Consider the following 17,215-nt stretch of genomic DNA (forward strand, 5'->3'; position numbering starts at 1 on the left):
ATGACAAACCCGACCGTGCACGATGTCCTGAGACACCACACCGTGCACGATGTCCCGAGACACAACCACGCACGATGTCCTGAGACATCACATGCATGATCGGCAGTTCGAACTACCGATCACGCACCGAACTGCCGATCGTCCACACCCGAACGTAGGCTCGGGGCAGCCGGCGCGCGCCGCCCGCCCGGCACCAGCGGAGGGGGCCGCCCATGGACCGGACCACGACCGGCGAGCCCGTCGAGGCCGGCACCGTCGCGGGCCGGGTCCGCGGCCGGTGGCGGGGCGACCCCGGGAGCAGCGGGTCGTCGGCGGCCTTCCTGGGCATCCCGTTCGCGGAGCCGCCCGTGGGGGCGCTCCGCTTCGCCGCGCCCGTGCCGCACCGGCCGTGGCCGGGGGTGCGTGACGCGCTCGAGCACGGCGCCACCGCGCAGCGTGGCGACCCGGGCGTCACGCTCATCCCCGAGCCCAGCGTGCCCGGCCCGTCCACGCTCAACGTGAACGTCTTCACACCCTCCCCCGCACCCGCCCCGCCCGGCGAAGGGCTCCCCGTCCTCGTCTGGATCCACGGCGGCGGCTTCTACGCCGGCTCCCCCGCCAGCCCCTGGTACGACGGCCGGGCGTTCAACCGCGACGGCGTCGTCGTGGTGACGATCTCGTACCGCCTCGGCTTCGACGGGTTCGGCTGGATCGAGGACGCCCCGTCGAACCGCGGCGTCCGGGACTGGCTCCTTGCCCTCGCGTGGGTGCGCGACAACGTCGCGGCGTTCGGCGGGGACCCGGCGCGCGTGACGGTCGCGGGCCAGTCGGCGGGCGGCGGCGCTGTCCTCACGCTCCTCGGGACGCCCGCGGCCCGCGGCCTGTTCCACCAGGCGTACGCGATGTCGGCGGTCTCGACGGTGGTGCCCGCCGAGAACGCCGAACGGCTCGGGCGGCGCCTGGCGCGGCTCGGCGGCGTGCCGCCCACCCGGGCCGGGCTGTCGGCGCTCGGCGAGGAGCGGGTCCTCGCGCTCCAGCGGCGGGCCTCGCGTCCCGAGGGGCGCAACCCCGTCGCGATCCTCTCGAGGATGCTCGACGACGGGCTGTCGTTCGGCCCCACGGTCGACGACGACCTGGTCCCCCGGCCCACGCTGGACTCGCTCGCCGCCGGGACCGGCTCCGACGTGCCGCTCGTCCTCGGCACCACCGACGAGGAGTTCGTCAACGCCCTCGACAGCGCACGGCACCTGCTCCGGCTCGTCCCTCCCGGCCCGCTCCTGCGCGCGATCGGGATGTCGGCCGGCCGCGCGGCCTGGCTCGCCGCGCACGGGGAGCTCCGGCGGCGGGGCACCGCGGCCGTGCTCGGCCAGTACGTGACGGACCAGCTGTTCCGCACGCCGGCGCCCTTCGTCGCGGAGGTCCGCTCCCCCGCACCCACCTGGTTGTACCGCTTCGCGTGGCCCTCCCCCGCGCTCGGCGTGGCGGCCCACTGCCTGGACGTCCCGTTCTTCTACGACTGCCTCGACGCGCCGGGCGTCCCGGCGATCGCCGGCGCCGCCCCGCCCCAGGAGCTCGCCGACGCCGTGCACGGCAGCGCCGTCGCGTTCGCGGTGCAGGGCGACCCCGGCTGGGCCCGGTACGACGACGGCACGCGGGTCGCCCGGGTGTTCGACGTCCCGGTCGAGGACGTACCCGACGCCTACGCGGGCGTCGCCCCGCGCCGGGTGCCACGTGCCCGCCGGGGCCGCGGCCGGGCCTCGGAGCGCACGACGGCCCACGCCGGGGGCGTTCGGCGCGGGCCGTCGGTATGACAGGAGACGGTCAGGGGGCACCGGCTCCAGCGGACACGATCGACTTGACCGACGAGGCCGCGTCGAGCGTGTACGAGTAGGGGATCGAGCTCACCGAGCCGCCGGTCTGGCCGCTCCCCGATCCCACAAAGTGGTTGTTCCGCGCCACGAGGGTGCCGGCGGGCGAGCTGCCCTCACCCAGGTGGAACGGGTCGCTGGTGTTCTCGAAGTAGTTGCCCTCGACGAGCACGCCACCCTCCATGGTGGACGCGACGCCGTAGCTGCCGACGTTCGAGTACAGGTTGTTGTAGACGTGCACCGGGTTGCCGAAGCGGACGCGCGGGTTGCGCTGGTTGGTGCCGTCGAACCAGTTGTGGTGGTAGGTCACGCGCAGCTTCCCGCGGTCCTGCGACCCGTTGCTGTCGGAGTGGCCCACGAGCGAGTTCTTGTCGTGGCCGTCGAAGTGGTTCCACGAGATCGTCACGTAGTCCGAGCCGCGCTTGGTGTCGACGGAGCCGTCGTAGCCGATGCCGAACGTGTTGTGGTCCACCCAGACGTTGGTGGACGTCTCGATGTTGATCGCGTCGTCGTCCCAGCCGCCGAACCGGAGGTTGCGGACGACGACGTTCCGCTCGCCGACGATGCTGAGGCCGCAGCCCGTGATCCGGGCGCCGGACGCGCCCTCGACGGTGGTGTTCGAGCCCACGCGGATCATCCCGCTGCACGAGATGTTCCCCGAGACCCGCACGACCTTCGCGCTGTCGCTCGACACGGCGCTCGTGAGCGCCGACGCCGACGTCACCGTGACCGCCGACGCACCGCCGCCACCGGTGGTGCCGCCGTTCTGCGCCGCCCAGCCCGCGAGCCCGGTGGCGGGCGGGTTCGTGGAGCCGCCCACCCGGACGAGCTCCCACTGCTGGTTGTACTGGTTGCCGTCGGTGAGCTGGGTGACGGTGGCGCCGTCGGCCGTGGAGCGGTCCGTGACGGTGACCGCCTTGTTGCTGTGCCGGTTGACGAGCCGCACGCGGCCGCCCTCCGAGTCGACCAGGCGGAACTGCTGGTTGTACCCGTTGAGGTCGGTGTACTGGCGGAACCCGCCGCCGTCGGCGGTGCTCCACTCCCACAGGTCGAGGACCTTGCCGGAGTGCCGGTTCTGCAGGCGGTAGTAGCCGCCGCCGGAGTCGACGAACCGCCACTGCTGCCAGGCGCCGTCGTTCCGGGTCCACTGCTGCACGACGGCGCCGTCGGCCGTGGACCAGTCCGCGACCTCCATGGCCTTGCCGCTCTGGCGGTTGACGAGCACGTAGTACGCGCTCGTGTCGACGGTTGCCGCGCTCGCCGGCAGGGCCGCGAAACCTGCGCCGGCGAGGGCGAGCGTGATGGCGCCCGCAACGGCGATCCGCAGTCCTCGCATCGTGGCGCTGACCTTTCCGATCTTCATTGATCCCCCTCAGGGTGAGAGTCGGTCCGAGGCGGTGGAAGCGCTTACCAGCCTCGCCGACCGACGGTACGACGGCCTTTACATCGATGGAAGCGGAACGGGGCGCCAAAATCGATTAGGCGGGTCCTCAATCCTTTTCGGCAACGATTCGCACGCACGCGCGCGCGCCGTCAGCCGCGGTACGGGTTCGACACGTACGTCCGCGAGAACGTCCCGGGGATCGTGAAGTACTCCGCCACCAGCTTGGCCGGGTCGGTCGCGAGCTCGCCGCGGGCGGGGAGGTCGTCGCCGTCGTCCCAGCCCCACGGGGCGTTCGCCGAGTTGGTGCCGCAGCCGCCGAAGGTGCCCGAGCCACAGCCGCCGGAGGTGTCGCCGGCGAACGCGCCATGGCTCGCGAACAGGCCCGCATCCGCACGACGCGACCACAGCCCGTCGGCGCCGAGCATGTCCACGAGCGCATAGCGGACGTCGCGGTCGTTCGGGCCGGACGGCGCCTCGGACACGGTCGACGGGTAGTAGACCACCCCGTCGCCGTTGATCTGGTACTGCGGGTGAGCCTTGAGGCCGTGACCCTTGGCCTCCTGCGCGGTGACCGGGTGGGCGAGGCCGTCCACCGGCGACGCGGCCAGGTTGAGCGTCCCGTCCACCGACTCCCTGCCGGAGCTCCACGTGCTGCCCGACGGCGTGTACGAGTAGAAGTTCGTGTGCGCCACGGTGACGGCCCCGCGCAGCACGCCGTACGTCGAGCCGTCCTTCTCGACGGCGAGCAGCAGGCCCTCGGCGTCGTTCTCGTGCTCGGAGTCGAACGGCTGGTCCACCCAGTCGCGCGGGTGGAAGAACAGGTAGGTCAGGTACCAGTGCGTGGACGTCTCCACGACCGAGTAGTACGACACCGCCGCGAACGACACGCCCGCCCGAGCCGCGTCGTCCCAGTTGTCGCGGGCGGTCCAGTCGCCGTCGAAGTCGATGCGCGTGACGTAGTCCGCTCGGCCGCCGAGCGCGTGGTCGCCCGTCTGGTCCACGTCCTGGTGGTGCACGGGGGCCCAGCGGAGCGCGAGCTGCGCGTGGGAGGCGACCGCCTGCGCGGGCGCGGCGGGCAGGACGGTCCCTACGACGGCGAGCGCCGCAGCGGCGGCGACGGCGAGAATCCTTCGGTCGAGCATGTGTCCTCCTCGGTCCGGGTTGGCAAACAGCCACCATCCTCCGGACAAACAGGACACACCACATGACTACTGGGCGACCATCACATGACCCGCGGCCGAAGTTTCGGACCGGGGTGCGAGCGTGAGGATCTCGGCCCCCTCGCTCGTGATCGCGATCGTGTGCTCGCTGTGCGCCGTGCGACACCCGGTCGCGCTCCGGAGCGTCCACCCGTCGGCATCCGTGATGAGCCTGTCGGTGTCCGCCATGGCCCAGGGCTCGAGGGCCAGCAGCAACCCGGGTCGCAGCACGTATCCCCGGCCAGGCCGTCCGGAGTTCGCGACATGGGGGTCCTGGTGCATGGTCGACCCGATGCCGTGGCCACCGAACTCGGTGTTGATCGCGTAGCCCGCCTCGGCGAGGACGGTCCCGATCGCGTGGGAGACGTCGCCGACCCGCGCCCCGGGAACCGCGGCGGCGATCCCTGCGTCGAGCGCGCGCTCGGTCGCGCGGATCAGCGCGACGCTCTCCGGCGGCCGTGACCCGCCCACGACGAAGCTGATCGCCGCGTCCGCGGCGATCCCGCGCAGGGAGACGGCGAGGTCGAGGGTCAGCAGGTCGCCGTCCGCGAGCGCCTGGTCGTGCGGCATCCCGTGGAGCACCGCGTCGTTGACGGCCGTGCAGATGTGGTGACCGAACGGTCCGCGCCCGAAGGACGGCGCATAGTCGACGTAGCAGGACTGCGCCCCGGCCTCGGCGATCATGGTCGCGGCCCACCGGTCGATCTCCAGGAGGTTGGTGCCGACCGTGCAGCGGCTCCTCAGCGCCTGCAGGATGCCGCCCACCAGGGCACCGGTGTCCCGTGCGCGGGCCACCTCGGCGGGGTTCAGGATCTCGATCATGCGACGCCTCTCTCTACCGCTCCAATAACTATACCGGTCATACTATCCCGGGATTAGAATTGGAACCATGGTCAGGCTGCCCCTCACTCCCGCTGAGATCGAACGCGGACAACGCCTCGGCGCGCTGCTCCGTCGCGCCCGTGCGGACCGCTCGATGCTCGAGGTCGCGCTGGACGCACGCGTCTCCCCCGAGACGCTCCGCAAGATCGAGTCGGGCCGGGTGGCGACGCCCGCCTTCTCCACCATCGCCGCGATCGCCGACGTCCTCGGCCTCTCCCTCGACGCCGTGTGGGCCGAGGTCAACCAGCCCGAGCGCGACGCCGCACCCGCCGGTGGGCGCACCACCCGAGCGCGGCTGGCCTCCTGACCCGGTCCCCGAGCCGGGGCCGACGACGAAGGGGTCACCTTCCGTACGGAAGGTGACCCCTGGGCGCCGTCGGGCAGCGTCAGCGCTTGCGCTTCTCCCGCACGCGGACGCTGATCGCGATGGGCGTGCCCTCGAAGCCGAACGTCTCACGCAGGCGGCGCTCGATGTACCGGCGGTAGCCCGCCTCGAGGAAGCCGGTCGCGAAGATGACGAACCGCGGCGGCCGCGTGGACGCCTGCGTGGCGAACAGGATGCGCGGCTGCTTGCCGCCGCGCAGCGGGTGCGGGTGCCCCGCCACGAGCTCACCGAGGAACGCGTTGAGCTTGCCCGTGGGGATGCGCGTGTCCCACGACGCGAGCGAGCGCTCGATCGCCGGGACCAGCTTGTCCGTGTGCCAGCCGGTGCGGGCCGAGACGTTGACGCGGGGCGCCCACGTGACCTGGACCAGGTCCTTCTCGATCTCCCGCTCCAGGTACGGACGACGGTCCTCGTCCATCAGGTCCCACTTGTTGTAGGCGATGACGAGGGCGCGGCCCGCGTCCACCACCTGCGAGATGACGCGGGTGTCCTGCTCGGTCAGCGGCGCCGACGCGTCCACGAGGACCACGCCGATCTCCGCCTTCTCGATCGCGGCCTGCGTGCGCAGCGAGGCGTAGAAGTCGGCCCCCTTGGTCTGGTGCACGCGACGGCGGATGCCTGCCGTGTCCACGAACCAGTACGGGATGCCGCGAAGCTCGACCAGCTCGTCGACCGGGTCGCGCGTGGTTCCCGCGACCTCGTCGACGACGACGCGCTCGGAGCCGGCGATCTTGTTCAGCAGCGAGGACTTGCCGACGTTCGGGCGGCCCACCAGGGCCACGCGGCGCGGGCCCGCGGGCCGCGCCGTGCCGTGCCCGGAGACGGTCGGCAGGATCTTCATCGCGGCGTCGAGCAGCTCGCCCATGCCACGGCCGTGGAGGGCCGAGATGGGGAACGGCTCGCCCAGGCCGAGGCTCCACAGGTAGGCGGCGTCCGCCTCGCCCGAGGGTCCGTCGACCTTGTTGGCGCACAGCAGCACCGGCTTGCCGGAGCGGCGCAGGAGCGCCACCACCCGCTCGTCGGTGGCCGTGGCGCCCACCGTGGCGTCGACGACGAAGATCACGGCGTCGGCCAGCGAGATCGCGACCTCCGCCTGCTCGGCGACCTTGGACTCGATCCCGGCGACGTCGACCTCCCAGCCGCCGGTGTCGACCAGCAGGAACTCGCGTCCCGACCACTCGGCCGGGTAGCTCACGCGGTCGCGCGTGACGCCGGGCTTGTCCTCGACGACCGCCTCGCGGCGGCCGATGATGCGGTTGACGAGCGTGGACTTGCCCACGTTCGGGCGGCCGATGATGGCCAGCACGGGAAGCGGCGCCTCGGGCACGCGCCCGGCGTCGGCGTCCCACTCGCCGTCGATGAGGGAGCGGTCCTCGTCGTCCAGCTCGAAGTCCTCGAGTCCGGCACGCAGCGCACGTTCGCGCGCGGCCTCCTCCTCGGTCTCGACGAGCGTCTCGGTCGGGTCCGCCGGCGCGCCGTCAGGGGTGTCGACGGAGTCGACCAGGTCAGGTGCGTCGTGGCTCATGTGCTCATTCTCCCAGGGTCGACGGTGCCGGGGCCTGCTCGCGGCCGGTCATCTGCGTGACGACCCCGAGCACCGCCTGCACCGTCTGGTCGAAGTCCAGGTCGGACGAGTCCACCGTCACCACGCCGTCGGCTGCGACGAGGAACTGCGACACCGTCGCGTCGTCCCTGTCGCGCCGCAGCACCTGGTCCTTGGTGGCCTCGACGGCCTTCTCGTCTGCTGCTCCGTGCACCTCGAGCGAACGGCGGCGCAGGCGCGCCTCCTCGCTGGCGGTCAGGAGGATCCGGGCGTCGGCGTCGGGCGCCACGACCGTGGTGATGTCGCGGCCCTCGGCGACCACGCCGCGTCCGCCGGAGAACGTCGCCCCGGGGCCGGACTCGGCCTCGACGACGGCGCGCTGGCGGCGGCGGAGCTCGGCGCGGACCTCCAGGTTGGTGGCCACCGCCGACACCGCGGCCGTGACCTCGGTGGTGCGGATCGCGTCGGTGACGTCGCGGCCCTCGACCTCGACGCCCGGCTCGGCGGGGTCGAGGCCCATGACCAGCGGCATCACGCGCACGGCGTGCGCGACGGCGTGCTGGTCCGTCAGGTCCTCGCCGCGCTGCAGGCACCACACGGTGGCCGCCCGGTACATCGCACCCGTGTCGAGGTACGCCAGGCCGAGCTCGTGGGCGACGGCGCGCGAGACGCTCGACTTGCCCGATCCCGACGGCCCGTCGATGGCGACGACGATCCCCACGCCCATGCTCCCCTCGGTCTGCGTCACAGGTCCACAGCCCCCATGAGGGTGCCCAGCTCCACGCGGCCCAGGACGCGGTAGCGCCCGGCCTTGAGGTCGCCCAGCGGGATGGGGCCGATCCGCGTGCGCACGAGCCGGGTCACCGGGTGACCCACCGACTCGAACATGCGGCGCACGATCCGGTTGCGGCCCTCGTGGAGCACCACCTCGACCATGGTGAGGCCCGGGACCTCGTCGACGACACGGAACTTGTCCAGCTTGGCGGGCCCGTCCTCGAGCTCGACACCCGTCATCAGCTGCTTGCCGACGCGCGGGTACACCTCGCCGCCCTCGACGGTCACCAGGTAGGTCTTCTGGATCTCGTACTTGGGGTGCGCCAGCCGGTTCGCCAGCTCGCCGTCGTTCGTGAGGATGATGAGACCCTCGCTCTCGGCGTCGAGGCGACCCACGTGGAAGAGGCGCTCCTCACGGTCGCGGACCAGGTCGGCGAGCGTGGGGCGGCCCATCGGGTCGCTCATCGACGACACCACGCCCAACGGCTTGTTCAGCACCAGCGTGATCTTGTCCTGGTCGAGCTGGATGCGGAGCCCGTCCACGTGGATGATCGCCGTCGCCGGGTCCACGCGGACGCCGAGCTCGGTGACGATGATCCCGTCGACCTCGACGTGGCCGCCCGCGATGAGGTCCTCGCACGCGCGGCGCGAGCCGAGGCCCGCCGTGGCGAGCACCTTCTGCAGCCGGACGCCGTCGGCGACGTGGACGTCGCGCATCGGGACGGTCGGGTCCTGCACGGGGCGCTGCCCCGGCGTCCGCTGCGGCCCGCCGGTGCGCTTCCCCGCGCTCCGCGGGGCGCCTCCCCGGCCGGCGGCCGGCTTTCCGCCGGTGGGCTTCTTGGGCCCACCCTGCCCTCGGTGGTTGCCCTTGGGGCCTTCTCCTGCGCGGCGGCTCCCGCCGCGGCGATCCTCGTTCATCGTCTGCTTTCCGTCGTCAGTCGTCTGCCCCGAGCTGGTCCAGTGCGTCCAGGTCGGGCAGGTGGGGTGCGAGCGGGGGCAGCTCGTCGAGCGACGAGAAGCCCATCCGCTCCAAGAAGTATCCCGTGGTTCCGAACAGGACGGCACCCGTGGTGGGGTCCTGGCCGATCTCCGCGATGAGGCCGCGGGTCAGGAGCGTGCGTACCACGCCGTCCACGTTCACCCCGCGCACGGCCGAGACCTGCCCGCGGGTGACCGGTTGACGATACGCGATCACGGCGAGCGTCTCCAGCGCGGCCTGGCTCAGGCGGGACGACTGACCGTCCAGCACGAAGCGTCCGACGACGTCCGCGTGCGCCACCGACGAGTAGATGCGCCAGCCGTCGGCGTTGCGGCGCAGCTCGAAGCCGCGCGGACGTCCGCCCAGGTCACCGAGGTACTCGGCGGCGAGCTCGGCCAGCAGGCGCTCCACCTCGGGCAGCGGCAGGTCCATCGCCACGGCCAGCCGCTCCGCCGGGACCGGCGCGTCAGCCACCATCAGCACGGCCTCGAGCGCCGCCGGTGCGCCGCCCGGCAGCGAGTGCACGTCGACCAGGACGAGGGTGTCCTGCTCGGGTGACGTGCCGTCGGCGGCCTCGGCCGGGCCGGGCACGGACGTCGCCCCGGCCAGATCGTCGGGCGTGGTGCCGGAGATCACTGTCTGTTCTGTCACGGTGCCTCCTCCGAGCTGTCGGTGCCTGCCCCGTCGAGGTCCCGGGGAGCCGCCACCGGCTCGCTCACGGGCTCGTCGAACTCGCTGGGCCCGCCCGACTGGTCCAGGTACTTGCCGCCACCGTCCGGCTCGCCGGTCCACCGCACGGTCAGCTCGCCGAGCGGCGTCACCTGCTCGAAGCTGACGAGCGCGTCCCGGAACAGCTCGAGGAGCGCGAGGAAGCGCGCCACCACCACCAGCCGCTCGGACCCGGAGGTCAGCGCCCGGAACGTGGCCACGTGCTCCCGCCGCAGGCGTCGCACGATCACGCCGGCCTCCTCGCGGACGCTCACGGACGACCCGTGCAGGTGGCTCAGCGACACCATGGGCGGAACCTTGGGCGTCAGGGCCCGGGCGGCCAGCTCGGCCAGCCGCGCCCCGTCGAGGTCCCACACGAGCTCGGGCAGGAGGGCGGCCAGGTGCTGCTCCAGCGGCGCGAGGCGCGGGACCCGGCGCCCAGCGGCGGCCATGCGCTCGGCGAGCACGCCCGACACCTGCTTGTAGGCGCGGTACTGCAGCAGCCGGGCGAACAGGAGGTCGCGCGCCTCGAGCAGCTCCAGGTCCTCGGCGTCCTCGTCGACCACGCCGGGCAGCAGCCGCGCCGCCTTGAGGTCGAGCAGCGTCGCGGCGATGACGAGGAACTCGCTGGCCACGCCGAGGTCCCACGAGGGGACGGTCTCGCCGCGGGCCTCGGCCTCGCGGGTGACCGCCTCGGCGGCGCGGATGTGCGCCACGAACTCGTCGGTCACGGCGGCCAGCGCCACCTCGGTGACGTCGAGCTCGTGCTTGGCGATCAGCGACAGCAGCAGGTCGAACGGACCGGTGAAGTTGGTGAGGTGGACGTGGAACCCCGCGCGGGCGGGCGGCTCGGGCAGGCCGTCGACGACCGGCGCCGCGGCGAGGTCCTCCGCCGGCGCCTCCAGCGTGTCAGGCAGCGTCGCCACGCGACACGAGCTCCCGGGCCAGCAGCCGGTAGGCGGCGGCGCCCGGGTGACCGGGCGCGTAGGCGGTGATGGGCTCCGCGGCCACGGACGCGTCCGGGAACTTCACGGTGCGGCCGATGACCGAGTGCAGGAGCACGCTGCCGAAGGCCTCGTGCACCCGGGCCACGACCTCACGGGAGTGGAGGGTGCGCGAGTCGTACATGGTGGGGAGGATACCGTCGATCTCGAGCGCCGGGTTGAGCCGGTCGCGCACCTTCTCGATGGTCTCCACCAGCAGCGCGACGCCGCGCAGCGCGAAGAACTCGCACTCGAGCGGGATCAGCACGCCGTGTGCCGCGGTCAGCGCGTTGACGGTGAGCAGACCGAGCGACGGCTGGCAGTCGATGAGGACCACGTCGTAGTCGTCGATGACGGGACGCAGGGCGCGTGCCAGCACGGACTCGCGGGCCACCTCGCCGACGAGCTGCACCTCGGCCGCGGAGAGGTCGATGTTGGCGGGCAGCACGTCGAGGTTCTCGATGCCCGACGGGATGAGCACGTCCTCGATCCGCACGCCCCGCTCCATGAGCAGGTTGTAGACCGTCAGGTCGAGCTCGTGCGGGTTCACGCCGATCCCCACGGACGCGGCGCCCTGCGGGTCGAAGTCGACGAGGAGCACCCGGCGGCCGTACTCCGCGAGCGCGGCGCCGAGGTTGATCGTCGACGTCGTCTTACCCACGCCGCCCTTCTGGTTGCACATCGCGATGATGCGCGCGGGGCCGTGGGACGCGAGGGGCGGCGGCACCGGGAACGTCGGCATAGGCCTGCCGACGACGTCCCGGAGGATCTCCCCCTCAGGGCTTCGAGCTGCCGTGGGTGTGTTGACGACTGCGACGGCCGGTGCGTCTGTCATCTGGCTCGCTCCCTCCCGCATGGGTGCCTCGCTCACGCCGCCACGGTACCCCAGGGATTCGTCGCCGCCAGGTGGAAGCCTCGGCGCGCCGCCCATCAGCGCGCCCGCGGGTGCGCCGCCGCGTAGACCTCGCGCAGCGTGTCGGGCGTCACCATGGTGTAGATCTGCGTGGTCGTCACCGACGCGTGGCCGAGGAGCTCCTGGACCACGCGCACGTCCGCTCCCCCGGCGAGCAGGTGGGTGGCGTACGAGTGGCGCAGGGTGTGCGGCGACACCCGCTCCGTGAGACCCGCGCGCTGCGCCGCGGCCTGCAGCACGGCCCAGGCCGTCTGCCGCGACAGCCGGGCGCCCCGCGTGTTGAGGAAGAGGGCGGGCGTCCCACGGCCCGCGGCCGCGAGGGCGGGCCGCGCGCGCACCAGGTAGGCCTCGACCGCGGTCCGCGCGTAGGAGCCCACGGGCACGGCCCGCTCCTTGCCGCCCTTGCCGTGCAGGCGCACCACGGCCCCCGGCTGCCCGATCCCCTGGGGCCCCTGCGAAGTACCGGAGCGAAGCGAGGACACTTCGTGGGGTGGGGCGGCGCCAGGGTCGCCCTCCGCCGTCGTCCCGCCCGTGCGCTGCTCGTCCGACCCCCGGTGGAACGCGTCGACGTCGAGCCCGACGATCTCGGAGATGCGCCCGCCGGTGGCGTAGAGCAGCTCGAGGAGGGCGCGGTCACGCAGCGGCAGGGGCCCCTCGCCGGCGCCGGCGGCCTCGAGGAGCCGCGTGACGTCGTCGACGGAGAGCGCGTGCGGGAGGCGGCGCAGCTGGGTGGGTGCGTGGACCTCGGCGGACGGGTCCTCGGCGGCGAGGCCCTCCGCCTGCGCGAAGCGGTGCCAGCCGCGGACCGCCGCGAGCGCCCTGGCGGTGGAGGACGGGGAGAGCCGCGCTCCGCCGTCGGACCCCTGGCGGAGCGCCGTGACGAAGGCGTTGACGTCCGCCTCGCCCACCTCGTCGAGGCGGGTGCGCCCGGCCGTGACCAGGTAGGCCGTGTAGCGGGCGAGGTCACGCCGGTAGGCGGAGACGGTGTTGGCCGAGAGTCCTCGCTCCACCCGGAGGTGCGCGAGGTAGTCGCGCAGGCACGGGTCGAGGGCGCTACCTGGGCGTACGGGAACCTCGGTCAGGGCGGCGGGCACGTGGTCATCATGCCCAGGCCCGCCCGGCGCGCCGGGTGCGGCACGCCGGGCGGGGCGTGATGGGGGTTTACGACAGGTTCACGAGGGGTTGATCCCGAAGAGCTCGGCGCGGCTCTTGATGACCTGCGCCCGCGCCAGGCGGGGCTTGTCGGACCCGTCGCGGATCACGGAGCCGGCGGCCTCGAAGTCGGCGAGGAAGTCGACGGCCCAGGCGACGTCGGACGGCGACGGCGCGAAGCACTCGTTGATGACCGCGGGCTGCTCGAGGTCGAGGCAGAGCTTGCCGGTCATGCCGAGCACGACGGCGTCACCGGACTGCTCGCGGAGCAGGGCGTGGGCGGTGCCCACGGTGGGGCCGTCGACGGGCCCGGGGAGGCCGCCCACCCGGCTGGCCGCGACGAGGCGCGACCGCGGGTACGCCATGGCGATGGGCTCGTTGGCGGAGCCGGTGTCGCGGCGGTAGTCGCCGGAGCCGAACGCGAGGCGGAAGGTGCCGCGGGCCCGGGCGATGGACACGGCCTCCTCGATGCCGACCGCGGACTCGACGAGCGCCACCACGGGCACGTCGCCGCCGAGGCGCTGGGCGGTGTCCACGACGTCGTCCGCGGACTCCGTCTTGGCGAGCATCACGCCGGCGAGGCCCTGGACGTCGCGCAGGAGGGCGACGTCGTCGGCCCAGGCGGCGGAGTGCCGGTCGTTGATGCGCACCCAGGCGCTGCCGCCGCTCCGGAGCCAGGCGATGACGTGGTCGCGCGCCTCGTCCTTCAGGCTGTCGTCGATGGCGTCCTCGCAGTCGAGGATCACCTGGTCGGCGCGGGAGAGCTGGGCGCGGTCGAAGTCGCCGGTACGCAGCGCGGAGAGCAGCAGCCAGGAACGGGCGTAGTCGGGCGCCACGCGGGACTTCTCGCGCGCGGCGCGCCGCGGGGTCAGGTCGACGGTCGTCGCGGCCTCCGCCGGCAGGGTCGCGTGCGGGTCCCGCGGAAGGCTGGCGTCGGTCTGGTCGGTCACGGTCACGGTCACAAGGCTACGCGCGGTCCGCTGCGGGTCAGAACGGCAGGAAGACGTCCACCGCGACGAGGACGAAGAGCAGCGTGAGGTACGTGATGGAGGCGTGGAAGACCTTCATGGCGCCGAGCTTGCGCGACGGGTCCTTGGCCCGGCGCTGCATCGCGACGGTGGACCAGAGGAACCACGCGCCGAGGGCCGCGGCGCCCACCGTGTAGACCCACGTCATGCCGGCGAGCGGCGTGAGCGCGAGGGAGCAGGCGATCATCGCGATCGTGTAGCCGATCATCTCGGCGGCGACCCGCTTGTCGTCGCTCACGACGGGGAGCATCGGCACGCCCGCGTTCGCGTAGTCCTTCTTGAACTTGATCGACAGCGGCCAGTAGTGCGGCGGCGTCCAGAAGAAGATCACGCCGAAGAGCACGAGGCCGGCCCAGCTCATGCCGCCCGTGACGGCGGCCCAGCCGATGAAGACCGGCATGCAGCCCGCGATGCCGCCCCACACGATGTTCTGCGGCGTGCGGCGCTTGAGGATCATCGTGTAGCCCACGACGTAGATCGCGATGGCCGCGAACGTCAGCCACGCGGACGCCGGGTTGACCAGGAACGCGAACCACGAGAGCGACAGGACGCCGAGGATCGTCGCGAACACGAGGCCCGCCCGCGGCGTGATCTCGCCCGTGACGAGCGGCCGCCGCTTGGTGCGGTTCATGATCGCGTCGATGTCGCGGTCGATGTAGCAGTTGAAGGCGTTCGCGGAGCCCGCGGCCGCCGCGCCGCCGACCAGCGTGAGCAGGATCAGCCCGAGGTCAGGCAGGCCGCCCTCGGCCAGGATCATGGTCGGCACGGTCGTCACGAGCAGGAGCTCGATGACCCGCGGCTTGGTCAGCGCGACGTAGGCGCCGGCCCGCCGCAGGAACCACGTGCCGGGCCGGGCGCCGGTGACGACCCCGTCGCTCGCGCCGCCCTCGCGGGTGCGCGAGGTCCTGCCGGTGGTCGTCTGGCTCGTGGTCACGCGCGTCGGTCATCCGTTCGGGAGGTTCCGCGGAGGGAAGGTTCCGGGTGGGGCTCCGAGTACTCGGGCCGTCTCATGGTACGTCCCCGCAGGCCCGGGCCGCTCCCGCCGCGGCCCTCCGAGGTGTGAGATGGGCCCCGGCGGTCAGGCCACGTCGCGTATAGGGTGGGTTTGCGACCGCAGGGCCTCTTCACCCCCGAGCGCGTCGGGAACCAACCGACCTCACCTGCGTGTCCACATACTCGGTACCACGGTGGCCGGCAGCAGCCGGCCCGCCACACGCACGACCCGCGGCCGGAGCCGTGGAGGTAGTCCCGGGCACGTCCCGGGGGGACCTCCCGCCCCCGCCCGGGGAGAGAAGAGGATACGTGAACGCGTTCGACCCCGCCCTGACGCCGCTGGACTGGTCGGAGCTCGACGAGCGGGCGGTGAGGTCCATCAAGGCTCTCGCGGCCGACGCCGTCGAGAAGGTCGGCAACGGCCACCCGGGTACGGCGATCTCCCTCGCGCCCGCCGCCTACCTGCTGTTCCAGAAGGCCATGCGCCATGACCCCGCCGACCCCGCGTGGGTGGGCCGGGACCGGTTCGTGCTCTCGGCGGGCCACTCGTCGCTGACCATCTACCTGCAGCTGTTCCTCGCGGGCTACGGCCTCGAGATGGACGACCTCGCAGGGCTGCGCCAGTGGGGCTCCAAGACCCCGGGCCACCCCGAGTTCGGGCACACCGCGGGCGTCGAGATCACCACGGGCCCCCTGGGCCAGGGCCTCGCCTCGTCCGTCGGCATGGCGTTCGCGTCGCGTCGCGAGCGGGGTCTCCTCGACCCGAGCTCGGCGCCGGGCGAGAGCCCGTTCGACCACCACGTGTACGTGATCGCGTCGGACGGCGACCTGCAGGAGGGCGTGACGGCCGAGGCCTCGTCGCTCGCGGGCCACCAGCGGCTCGGCAACCTCATCGTCATCTGGGACGACAACCGGATCTCGATCGAGGACGACACGGACATCGCCTTCAGCGAGGACGTCCTGGGCCGCTACGCCGCCTACGGCTGGCACACCCAGCGGGTCGACTGGACCTCCGGCGGCACCGGCTACGGCGAGGACGTCGACGCCCTCGCCGCCGCGATCGACGCCGCCAAGGCGGAGACCGGCAAGCCCTCGATCATCGCGCTGCGCACGATCATCGGCTGGCCGTCGCCCACCAAGCAGAACACCGGCGGGATCCACGGCTCGGCGCTGGGCGCCGACGAGGTCAAGGGCCTCAAGACCGAGCTCGGCCTCGACCCCGAGGTGTCGTTCGCGATCGACGACGAGGTGCTCTCGTACACGCGTGCCGTGGCCGGGCGCCAGTCCGAGCAGCGCGCCGCCTGGGAGACGTCGTTCGAGGCGTGGCGCACCGCCAACCCGTCGGGCGCCGCCCTGCTGGAGCGCCTGCGCGCCCACGAGCTGCCCGAGGGCTGGGCCGACTCGCTGCCGACGTTCGACGCCGACCCCAAGGGCGTCGCCACCCGCGCCGCCTCGGGCAAGGTCCTCACGGCGCTCAAGGACGTGCTGCCCGAGCTCTGGGGCGGCTCCGCCGACCTCGCCGGCTCGAACAACACGACCATGGACGGCGAGCCGTCGTTCGTGCCGACCGAGCACGCGACCAAGAAGTTCCCCGGTCACGAGTACGGCCGCACGCTGCACTTCGGCATCCGCGAGCACGCGATGGGCGCGATCCTCAACGGCATCGTGCTGCACGGCCTGACCCGCCCGTACGGCGGCACGTTCCTGCAGTTCGCCGACTACATGCGCGCCTCGGTGCGTCTCGCGGCCCTCATGCAGATCCCCACCACCTTCGTGTGGACGCACGACTCGATCGGCCTCGGCGAGGACGGCCCCACCCACCAGCCGGTGGAGCACCTGGCCGCCCTGCGCGCCATCCCGGGTCTCGACGTCGTCCGCCCGGCGGACGCCAACGAGACCGCCTACGCCTGGCGCGGGATCCTGCAGAGCACCACCCACCCGGCGGGCATCGTCCTCACCCGTCAGAACGTGCCCACGTTCCCCCGCGGCGAGCAGGGCTTCGCGGGCGCCGAGGGCACCCTCAAGGGCGGCTACGTGCTGCTCGACACCGACGGCACGCCGGACGTCATCCTCCTCGGCACCGGCTCCGAGGTGCAGCTCGCCGTCGAGGCGCGAGCCCTCCTCGCCGCCGACGGCGTCCAGGCCCGCGTGGTCTCGCTGCCGTCGTTCGAGTGGTTCGCCCGCCAGGACGCCGAGTACCGCGAGTCGGTGCTCCCGTCCTCCGTCAAGGCGCGCGTCTCGGTCGAGGCGGGCGTGGCGCAGGGCTGGCGGGAGCTGGTCGGCGACGCCGGCCGCACCGTCTCGCTCGAGCACTACGGCGCGTCGGCGGACTACAAGGTGCTCTACCAGGAGTTCGGCATCACGGCGGAGGCCGTGGCGGCCGCCGCCCGCGACTCCATCGCGGCCACGCAGGCCTGAGCAGTCCCGTCGGGCGGGGGCCCGGCG

15 protein-coding genes are annotated in these 17,215 nt (G+C 72.9%); 3 read left to right on the forward strand and 12 right to left on the reverse strand.

Translation table 11 applies throughout. The features are described from left to right. Positions 1 to 212 precede the first annotated feature (212 nt). On the forward strand, positions 213 to 1,790 hold the full coding sequence (locus D1350_RS18975; RefSeq protein WP_125777620.1) for a carboxylesterase/lipase family protein: 1,578 nt from the start codon (positions 213 to 215) through the stop codon (positions 1,788 to 1,790). 10 nt (positions 1,791 to 1,800) lie between these two features. On the opposite strand, the gene D1350_RS18980 is transcribed toward D1350_RS18975, so the two are convergent. The 3 genes from D1350_RS18980 to map all read right to left on the reverse strand — a co-directional run bounded on the left by D1350_RS18980 (position 1,801) and on the right by map (position 5,252). Further along, complete coding sequence (locus D1350_RS18980) at positions 1,801 to 3,210, reverse strand: pectate lyase family protein (RefSeq protein WP_125777621.1); 1,410 nt, start codon at positions 3,208 to 3,210, stop codon at positions 1,801 to 1,803. 170 nt (positions 3,211 to 3,380) lie between these two features. Then, the gene (locus D1350_RS18985; RefSeq protein ID WP_125777622.1) at positions 3,381 to 4,373 is read right to left on the reverse strand and encodes a hypothetical protein; all 993 of its coding nucleotides are present in this window, start codon (positions 4,371 to 4,373) and stop codon (positions 3,381 to 3,383) included. A gap of 66 nt (positions 4,374 to 4,439) precedes the next feature. Further along, positions 4,440 to 5,252 carry a type I methionyl aminopeptidase gene (gene map, locus D1350_RS18990; RefSeq protein ID WP_125777623.1) on the reverse strand — a complete coding sequence of 271 codons (813 nt, stop codon included), beginning with the start codon at positions 5,250 to 5,252 and terminating at the stop codon, positions 4,440 to 4,442. 67 nt (positions 5,253 to 5,319) lie between these two features. Here map and D1350_RS18995 point away from each other — a divergent pair, with 67 nt between their 5' ends. After that, positions 5,320 to 5,619 carry a helix-turn-helix domain-containing protein gene (locus D1350_RS18995; protein ID WP_125777624.1) on the forward strand — a complete coding sequence of 100 codons (300 nt, stop codon included), beginning with the start codon at positions 5,320 to 5,322 and terminating at the stop codon, positions 5,617 to 5,619. Between the two features lie 79 nt (positions 5,620 to 5,698). Here the strand turns inward: D1350_RS18995 and der are convergent, their stop codons facing one another. The 9 genes from der to D1350_RS19040 form a co-directional block, all read right to left on the reverse strand. Beyond that, the gene (gene der, locus D1350_RS19000; RefSeq protein WP_125777625.1) at positions 5,699 to 7,222 is read right to left on the reverse strand and encodes a ribosome biogenesis GTPase Der; all 1,524 of its coding nucleotides are present in this window, start codon (positions 7,220 to 7,222) and stop codon (positions 5,699 to 5,701) included. Positions 7,223 to 7,226: 4 nt separating this feature from the next. Next, positions 7,227 to 7,967 (reverse strand): (d)CMP kinase, encoded by a 741-nt coding sequence (cmk, locus tag D1350_RS19005; protein ID WP_125777712.1) that lies wholly within the window; start codon positions 7,965 to 7,967, stop codon positions 7,227 to 7,229. A gap of 17 nt (positions 7,968 to 7,984) precedes the next feature. Beyond that, positions 7,985 to 8,932, reverse strand: coding sequence for a pseudouridine synthase (locus D1350_RS19010; protein ID WP_240644204.1), 948 nt, complete (start codon positions 8,930 to 8,932; stop codon positions 7,985 to 7,987). Between the two features lie 16 nt (positions 8,933 to 8,948). Then, positions 8,949 to 9,584 carry an SMC-Scp complex subunit ScpB gene (gene scpB / locus D1350_RS19015; RefSeq protein WP_420807823.1) on the reverse strand — a complete coding sequence of 212 codons (636 nt, stop codon included), beginning with the start codon at positions 9,582 to 9,584 and terminating at the stop codon, positions 8,949 to 8,951. A 56-nt stretch (positions 9,585 to 9,640) separates the two neighbouring features. Beyond that, positions 9,641 to 10,627, reverse strand: coding sequence for a segregation and condensation protein A (locus tag D1350_RS19020; RefSeq protein WP_125777626.1), 987 nt, complete (start codon positions 10,625 to 10,627; stop codon positions 9,641 to 9,643). Continuing rightward, entirely contained in the window at positions 10,611 to 11,426 is an 816-nt protein-coding gene (locus D1350_RS19025; protein ID WP_125777715.1) for a ParA family protein, read from the reverse strand. The genes D1350_RS19020 and D1350_RS19025 overlap by 17 nt, the downstream gene beginning before the upstream one ends. Before the next feature lie 188 nt (positions 11,427 to 11,614). Then, the gene (locus D1350_RS19030; protein ID WP_240644205.1) at positions 11,615 to 12,691 is read right to left on the reverse strand and encodes a site-specific tyrosine recombinase XerD; all 1,077 of its coding nucleotides are present in this window, start codon (positions 12,689 to 12,691) and stop codon (positions 11,615 to 11,617) included. 78 nt (positions 12,692 to 12,769) lie between these two features. Then, a complete protein-coding gene (locus D1350_RS19035; protein ID WP_125777717.1) occupies positions 12,770 to 13,621 on the reverse strand; it encodes an HpcH/HpaI aldolase/citrate lyase family protein in 852 nt (283 codons plus the stop codon). Between the two features lie 115 nt (positions 13,622 to 13,736). Further along, positions 13,737 to 14,711, reverse strand: a complete 975-nt coding sequence (locus D1350_RS19040; RefSeq protein WP_125777627.1) for a heme o synthase — start codon at positions 14,709 to 14,711, stop codon at positions 13,737 to 13,739. 368 nt (positions 14,712 to 15,079) lie between these two features. Between D1350_RS19040 and tkt the strand changes: the two genes are divergently transcribed. Next, the gene (gene tkt, locus D1350_RS19045) at positions 15,080 to 17,188 is read left to right on the forward strand and encodes a transketolase (RefSeq protein WP_125777628.1); all 2,109 of its coding nucleotides are present in this window, start codon (positions 15,080 to 15,082) and stop codon (positions 17,186 to 17,188) included. The last annotated feature ends 27 nt before the right edge of the window (positions 17,189 to 17,215 follow it).

Source organism: Antribacter gilvus (assembly GCF_003946865.1).
GTDB classification, from domain to species: domain Bacteria; phylum Actinomycetota; class Actinomycetes; order Actinomycetales; family Cellulomonadaceae; genus Antribacter; species Antribacter gilvus.

Bases quoted from the DNA above. Each gene is read 5' to 3' on its own strand.
- D1350_RS19025 (WP_125777715.1), bottom strand. From the start codon at position 11,426: ATGCCGACGTTCCCGGTGCCGCCGCCCCTCGCGTCCCACGGCCCCGCG.
- der (WP_125777625.1), bottom strand. From the start codon at position 7,222: ATGAGCCACGACGCACCTGACCTGGTCGACTCCGTCGACACCCCTGAC.
- D1350_RS19010 (WP_240644204.1), bottom strand. From the start codon at position 8,932: ATGAACGAGGATCGCCGCGGCGGGAGCCGCCGCGCAGGAGAAGGCCCC.
- D1350_RS18995 (WP_125777624.1), top strand. From the start codon at position 5,320: ATGGTCAGGCTGCCCCTCACTCCCGCTGAGATCGAACGCGGACAACGC.
- map (WP_125777623.1), bottom strand. From the start codon at position 5,252: ATGATCGAGATCCTGAACCCCGCCGAGGTGGCCCGCGCACGGGACACC.
- D1350_RS18980 (WP_125777621.1), bottom strand. From the start codon at position 3,210: ATGAAGATCGGAAAGGTCAGCGCCACGATGCGAGGACTGCGGATCGCC.
- D1350_RS18985 (WP_125777622.1), bottom strand. From the start codon at position 4,373: ATGCTCGACCGAAGGATTCTCGCCGTCGCCGCCGCTGCGGCGCTCGCC.
- cmk (WP_125777712.1), bottom strand. From the start codon at position 7,967: ATGGGCGTGGGGATCGTCGTCGCCATCGACGGGCCGTCGGGATCGGGC.
- D1350_RS18975 (WP_125777620.1), top strand. From the start codon at position 213: ATGGACCGGACCACGACCGGCGAGCCCGTCGAGGCCGGCACCGTCGCG.